Genomic DNA, 5,360 nt, shown 5'->3' on the forward strand with positions numbered 1-5,360 from the left:
ATAACGCCTTAATAACTGGCGTGTAGGTTGGCGTTGTTTTTGCCGTTTTTTTGTTTTAGCAAAAACCGCGACAACCGTAATACGTCCAGTTGATTAACTTGTTATATTTTCTTTACTAAATTGCTAACTTGCTCTTTATTCAGATTTAAAATTATATTTTTTAGAGTGAAATAACTATCACTAGATGGATTAACCAAATGCACAGAAACACCTATTTGAACAGAACCTGATTCAGAATCTAGATCAATAATATTTAAGACTGCGGAAGTTGGGTGCTTAGAAGATTGGACATAGTATTTACCGCCCCAATTACAGTCCATTGATATATCCTTTGTACTTTTTTGTTTAGATGTAACTGAATAACCAGCTTGTACTGAACTGCGGTAAATTGTAGCTGAACAAAAATTATCTTTAGACTCGCCAAATGAAATTGAAACAGCTTGCTTGCTATTCATTGTGTAATCGAAATCTGTAACACTTTGCACAATGTTTGCAGTGACTGGTTGATCCGAGCAACCGCCCAAAAGACTTGTTGCTAGAGCTAATGAAATTACTACTTTATTCAAAATACTTCTCCTAAAAATATAACAGCTTTATCAGAGGACACTTTCCTCTTTTTATGAGCAATGTATGTCCTCTTAATTATTTTTAATATTAATAACAAATCCTGTAACACATTGCCAGCTTTAAACTTTAAGTCAGGCTGTTCTTTTATTAAAATGCAGAAAAGAGGAAAATGTCCTCATTTCTTGACTTAGGAGGAAAAATGTCAATACTGTATATAAATACAGTTAATTGAGAATTAAAATGAAAACTAAATCCCCTTTTCTTAATAGTATTATCAACTATATGTATAGCCATCACTATGCTAAAAAATCTATCGAAACTTATGTATTTTGGATTACTGCCTATATCCATTTTCATAATAAGCGGCACCCTACCAGTATGGGCAATAATGAAGTTGAAATATTTTTAAATCACTTAACAGTCACTAAAAAAGTAGCAGCGAGAACACAAGCAACCGCTTTAAATGCACTAGCTTTTTTATATAAACATATTATCAAGAATGAGCTCTCATTAGATTTAAATTTCGTTAAAAGTAACCGCCAACAGAAACTTCCTGTCGTACTTACACAGACTGAGGTATCGCTATTTTTTAGAAATATAAATAAACGACATTATTTGATAGCAAGCCTGCTATATGGAAGTGGTTTACGGCTGATGGAAGCAGTAAAAATAAGAGTTCAAGATATTGACTTCGACTATAAAAACATACGCATTTGGAACGGTAAGGGTAATAAAAATCGTATTGTGACACTTGCTGAAGAATTAATACCAATGCTAAGAAATCAAATAATTCAAGTTGATGAATATTTACAGTTAGATTTAAAAAATGATGCGTACGCCGGTGTATGGATGCCTCATCGACTTAGTAAAAAATACCCAAGCGCTAATAAGTCTTTACAATGGCAGTTTTTGTTCCCATCACATAAATTAAGTACAGACCCTGAAACAGGAGAAATAAGACGTCACCACTTAGATCATTCAGGGGTAAGAAAGGCAGTTAAACTGTCTTCAACAAAAGCTGAAATTAATAAACACGTTACGCCACATACTTTGCGTCACTCTTTCGCTACGCATTTGCTGCAAAGCGGCGCTGATATCCGCACAGTACAAACACAGCTAGGTCATAGTGATGTGCGTACTACACAAATATATACGCATGTACTACAACAAGGTGCCAACGGTGTTATTAGCCCTTTTTCAAGATTATAAATATCTCAGTAACAAGGCAAAAATTTAGTTATATTGTTTGTCTATATGAGAAGTTTTTAACGCAGTTAATTAGAACGCTAGAATGTTCTACGCTTTAATTCAACGGGTATCCTACTCATGTTTTACAACAAATTGTCAACGCCGTTGTTAGCCCTTTTTCAAGGTTATAAACTCCCCGATTTAAAACAAAAAAGCACAGTCCACAACAACCATGCTTTTTAAATAAACCTTAATTCAGTTCGGTTTACAAACGAATACCGCCGTCTATTTCAACCACGCGACCGGTAAAAAAGTCGTTTTCGATTATGTATTGTGCAGTATGCGCAATTTCGTCGCTTTCGCCTAAGCGCCCGACTGGCGTTACTGCAAGCATACGCTGTTTGGCTTCGGGCTTCATGGCGTCGGTCATGGCGGTGCTTATTACACCTGGTGCAATAGCGCCTACACGTATACCAAAACGACCAAGTTCTTTAGCCCATGTGGTGGTAAGTGCCACTACGCCTGCTTTTGATGCCGCGTAGTTTGTTTGGCCTATGTTACCTGCTCGCGCTACGCTCGACATATTAACGATTACGCCGCCTTTACCTGATTCAATCATGTGGCTTGCCGCTTCGCGCCCTGCTAAAAACACACCTGTCAGGTTTACATCAATCACGGATTGAAATTGCTCAAGAGACATTTTTTTAACGACTTTACCGTCTTTTGCTTTTATAAACATGCCATCGCGTAAAATACCGGCGTTGTTTATAAGGACGCCAATGTGACCAAAATCGCTGTTAATGGTATTAAATACGTTTTCTACTTCGCTCTCATTTGTTACGTTTGCGGCATACCCTTTTATATTGCTAGTTACACCTTCAAGCTGCATTAGTTGCATAAGTTGCTCGCATGCGGTGTTTAATAAGTCTTGTGCCATATCTATTAAAGCGATATTTGCACCCATAAGAGCAAACTTTTGCGCCATTGCAAAGCCTAAACCTTGTGCGCCACCGGTTATTACTACCGTGTTATTTTTAATTTCCACGCGTTGCTCCTACTTAGAAAACAGTTTAAAAATAGCACTAAAGTCATCACTACCCGCACCTTGGTGCTGTAGCATAGTGTATAAATTTTTAGCCATTGAACCCATTGGGGTTGTTGAATTACTTTGCTGCGCGGCTTCCATGGCAAGCCCTAAGTCTTTAGCCATTAAATCAACCATAAAGCCTGGTTTATAACCGTTACTTGCAGGTGCACCGTCCATTACACCTGGGCAAGGGTTGTAAAGTTCAAGCGTCCAGTTACGGCCAGAACTTGCGGTCATTATGTCGCTAAGTACTTTAGGATCGAGGCCGTTATTGATGCCCATTTGTAGTGCTTCGCTGGTGCCTGCCATTAAAATGCTAAGTAGCATGTTATTACATATTTTTGCTACTTGCCCTGCGCCAATATCGCCTGCATGAAATATGTTTTTACCCATATCACTAAGCACTGTATTTGCTTTATCAAACGCTGCTTTTTCGCCGCCTACAATAAAGGTAAGTGTGCCTGCAGTTGCGCCTGCAACGCCGCCCGACACCGGTGCATCTACAAAGTTTATGCCCTGATCGCCAAGCGCACTGCCTACAATACGAGCTGACTCTGCATCTATTGTAGAGCAGTCAATTACTAATGTACTTTTGCTCAGCACGTTAATTAAACCGCTGTCGTCGTTATTACCTAAGTAAAGCGATTTAACATGTTTGCCCGCAGGTAACATGCTAATAAGCACGTCAGCATTAGTTGCACAGTGCTTTGCATCAACCGCTGCTTTTGCACCTTTGCTTGCAAGCTCATTTACGACCGATTGGTTTAAATCGAACACGCTAACAGTATGCCCAGCTTTAATTAAGTTAACCGCCATAGGGCCGCCCATATTGCCTAAGCCAATAAAACCTATGTTTAATTTACTCATAGTTGTTCCTTTTAAATACCAATTTTATTTAACAGCAAGCTCATTGAGCGGGTGATTTTCACCAAAGCGGTTAGCAAAAAAGCTATCTATTATTGTTTGTGGTACATCACTAAGTGTTTTGTATTGCCAATTAGGCGCACCGTCTTTATCTATTAGTAGCGCCCTTACACCTTCTTGAAACTCGCCTACTTCGCCAGCGCGAACCGACATACCCAGTTCCATTTTAAAACACGCTAATAAGCTTTTGCCTTTGCTTGTTTTTAATTGCTCACTAACGAGTGCACAGCTTAGTGGGCATCCGTGTTTAAGTGATTTTTGAGCGCGTTGTAGCCACTTATCGTCAGTGGTTAGCCCTAAAATATAATCTACTTGCTCCTGCAAGGTTGTAAACTCACCCAATTTTTGAATCGTTTTTAGGTTAGCTTTTACATTGCCTTTGGGCATACGCGCCGACTGGTTGTCTAAATCGGTGAGTAAATCGGTTAACCGCTCATGATTTAGCCTGTCATGATTGGAATTTGCAGTTTCCCCCCACTTAGCTGCTAAAATTTGCGCAAGCATGGCATCATATTTAGTGCTGTCGATAAAGTGATCGGCAAGCGATACAAAACGCGCGTCGTCGCAGTTAATTGATGCCGACGTTAGCCCTAAAAATAGCCCCACACTTTGTGGCATTTTATGTAAAAAATAACTACCGCCTACATCTGGGTATAAACCAATGGTTTGCTCTGGCATGGCAATGCGAGATATTTCTGTAACAACGCGATGGCTAGCACCGGCCATTAGCCCTAAACCGCCGCCCATTACTATGCCGTTACCCCAAACGAGGATAGGTTTATCAAAGGTATGAATAAGGTAATCAAGTTTATACTCTAGTGTAAAAAACTCTTCAACTAGGCTTGTTGGTTTACCTTGCGCCATTGCATGATGAAGGCTGACAACATCGCCACCAGCACAAAATGCTTTATCGCCAGCGCCTTTTAACAACACCATTGCAATAGCATCATCGTCTTGCCAAGCTCGCAGTTGCGGCTCAAGTAATTTGATCATGTCAAAATTAAGTGCATTTAAGGCTTTTGGCGCGTTGAGTGTAATAAGTCCAATTAAACTGCCATTTTCTGCGGCTGCGGTTTCAAATACCACGGGCTCATCGGCGTTATTTAATACTGTTAAAGCACTCATTAGCCGTTTACCCAGTTAGCGCGGCGTTTTTCTAAAAAGGCATTTACGCCTTCTTGTTGATCTTCGGTATCAAATAAACCAACAAATAACTCGCGCTCAAGAGGCAATACACTTGCCATTGGTTGATGGCGCCCTTTTTGAATCAATATTTTACACGCAGCGACTGAGGTAGGGCTTTGCTCGCTTACTTGATTAGCTAGTTTTAATGCTGCCGCAAAGCTTTCGCCCTGCGGTACTACTTCTTCTACTAAGCCAATTTGCAGGGCTTTATCGGCTTTTAAGCGCTCGCCGCATAAAATCATGCGTTTTGCCCAGCCTTCGCCTACTAGCCATGCTAAATTTTGTGTGCCACCAGCACAGGGTAATAAACCTACTTTAGCTTCAGGGAGCGCCATTTGTGCTTGCTCTTCCGCTATACGTACGTCGCACGCTAGGGCAACTTCAAGCCCGCCGCCCATTGCATAGCCGT

Annotated in this window: 6 protein-coding genes; 1 reads left to right on the top strand and 5 read right to left on the bottom strand. The window is 40.4% G+C overall.

Features of this window, described 5'->3' with window-relative positions; all coding sequences use genetic code 11:
• Positions 1-101: 101 nt before the first annotated feature.
• Positions 102-566, bottom strand: coding sequence for a hypothetical protein (locus L647_RS0116760; RefSeq protein WP_024609721.1), 465 nt, complete (start codon positions 564-566; stop codon positions 102-104).
• Positions 567-807: 241 nt separating this feature from the next.
• Between L647_RS0116760 and L647_RS0116765 the strand changes: the two genes are divergently transcribed.
• A complete protein-coding gene (locus tag L647_RS0116765; protein WP_024592411.1) occupies positions 808-1,776 on the top strand; it encodes an integron integrase in 969 nt (322 codons plus the stop codon).
• 244 nt (positions 1,777-2,020) lie between these two features.
• Here L647_RS0116765 and L647_RS0116770 read toward each other — a convergent pair whose 3' ends face one another.
• The 4 genes from L647_RS0116770 to L647_RS0116785 form a co-directional block, all read right to left on the bottom strand.
• A complete protein-coding gene (locus L647_RS0116770) occupies positions 2,021-2,800 on the bottom strand; it encodes an SDR family oxidoreductase (protein WP_024592410.1) in 780 nt (259 codons plus the stop codon).
• Between the two features lie 9 nt (positions 2,801-2,809).
• On the bottom strand, positions 2,810-3,709 hold the full coding sequence (gene mmsB / locus L647_RS0116775; protein WP_024612079.1) for a 3-hydroxyisobutyrate dehydrogenase: 900 nt from the start codon (positions 3,707-3,709) through the stop codon (positions 2,810-2,812).
• A gap of 24 nt (positions 3,710-3,733) precedes the next feature.
• Positions 3,734-4,891, bottom strand: a complete 1,158-nt coding sequence (locus tag L647_RS0116780; protein WP_024612080.1) for an enoyl-CoA hydratase/isomerase family protein — start codon at positions 4,889-4,891, stop codon at positions 3,734-3,736.
• A partial coding sequence (locus L647_RS0116785) for an enoyl-CoA hydratase-related protein (RefSeq protein ID WP_024612081.1) occupies positions 4,891-5,360 on the bottom strand: 470 nt, incomplete at its 5' end. The genes L647_RS0116780 and L647_RS0116785, both read right to left, overlap by 1 nt.

It is taken from the genome of Pseudoalteromonas sp. TB64 (assembly GCF_000498095.1).
In the GTDB taxonomy this organism is placed as follows: Bacteria; Pseudomonadota; Gammaproteobacteria; order Enterobacterales; family Alteromonadaceae; genus Pseudoalteromonas.

Excerpts from the sequence above, each read along its gene's own strand:
- L647_RS0116765 (WP_024592411.1), top strand. The coding sequence starts at position 808 with ATGAAAACTAAATCCCCTTTTCTTAATAGTATTATCAACTATATGTAT.
- L647_RS0116780 (WP_024612080.1), bottom strand. The coding sequence starts at position 4,891 with ATGAGTGCTTTAACAGTATTAAATAACGCCGATGAGCCCGTGGTATTT.
- mmsB (WP_024612079.1), bottom strand. The coding sequence starts at position 3,709 with ATGAGTAAATTAAACATAGGTTTTATTGGCTTAGGCAATATGGGCGGC.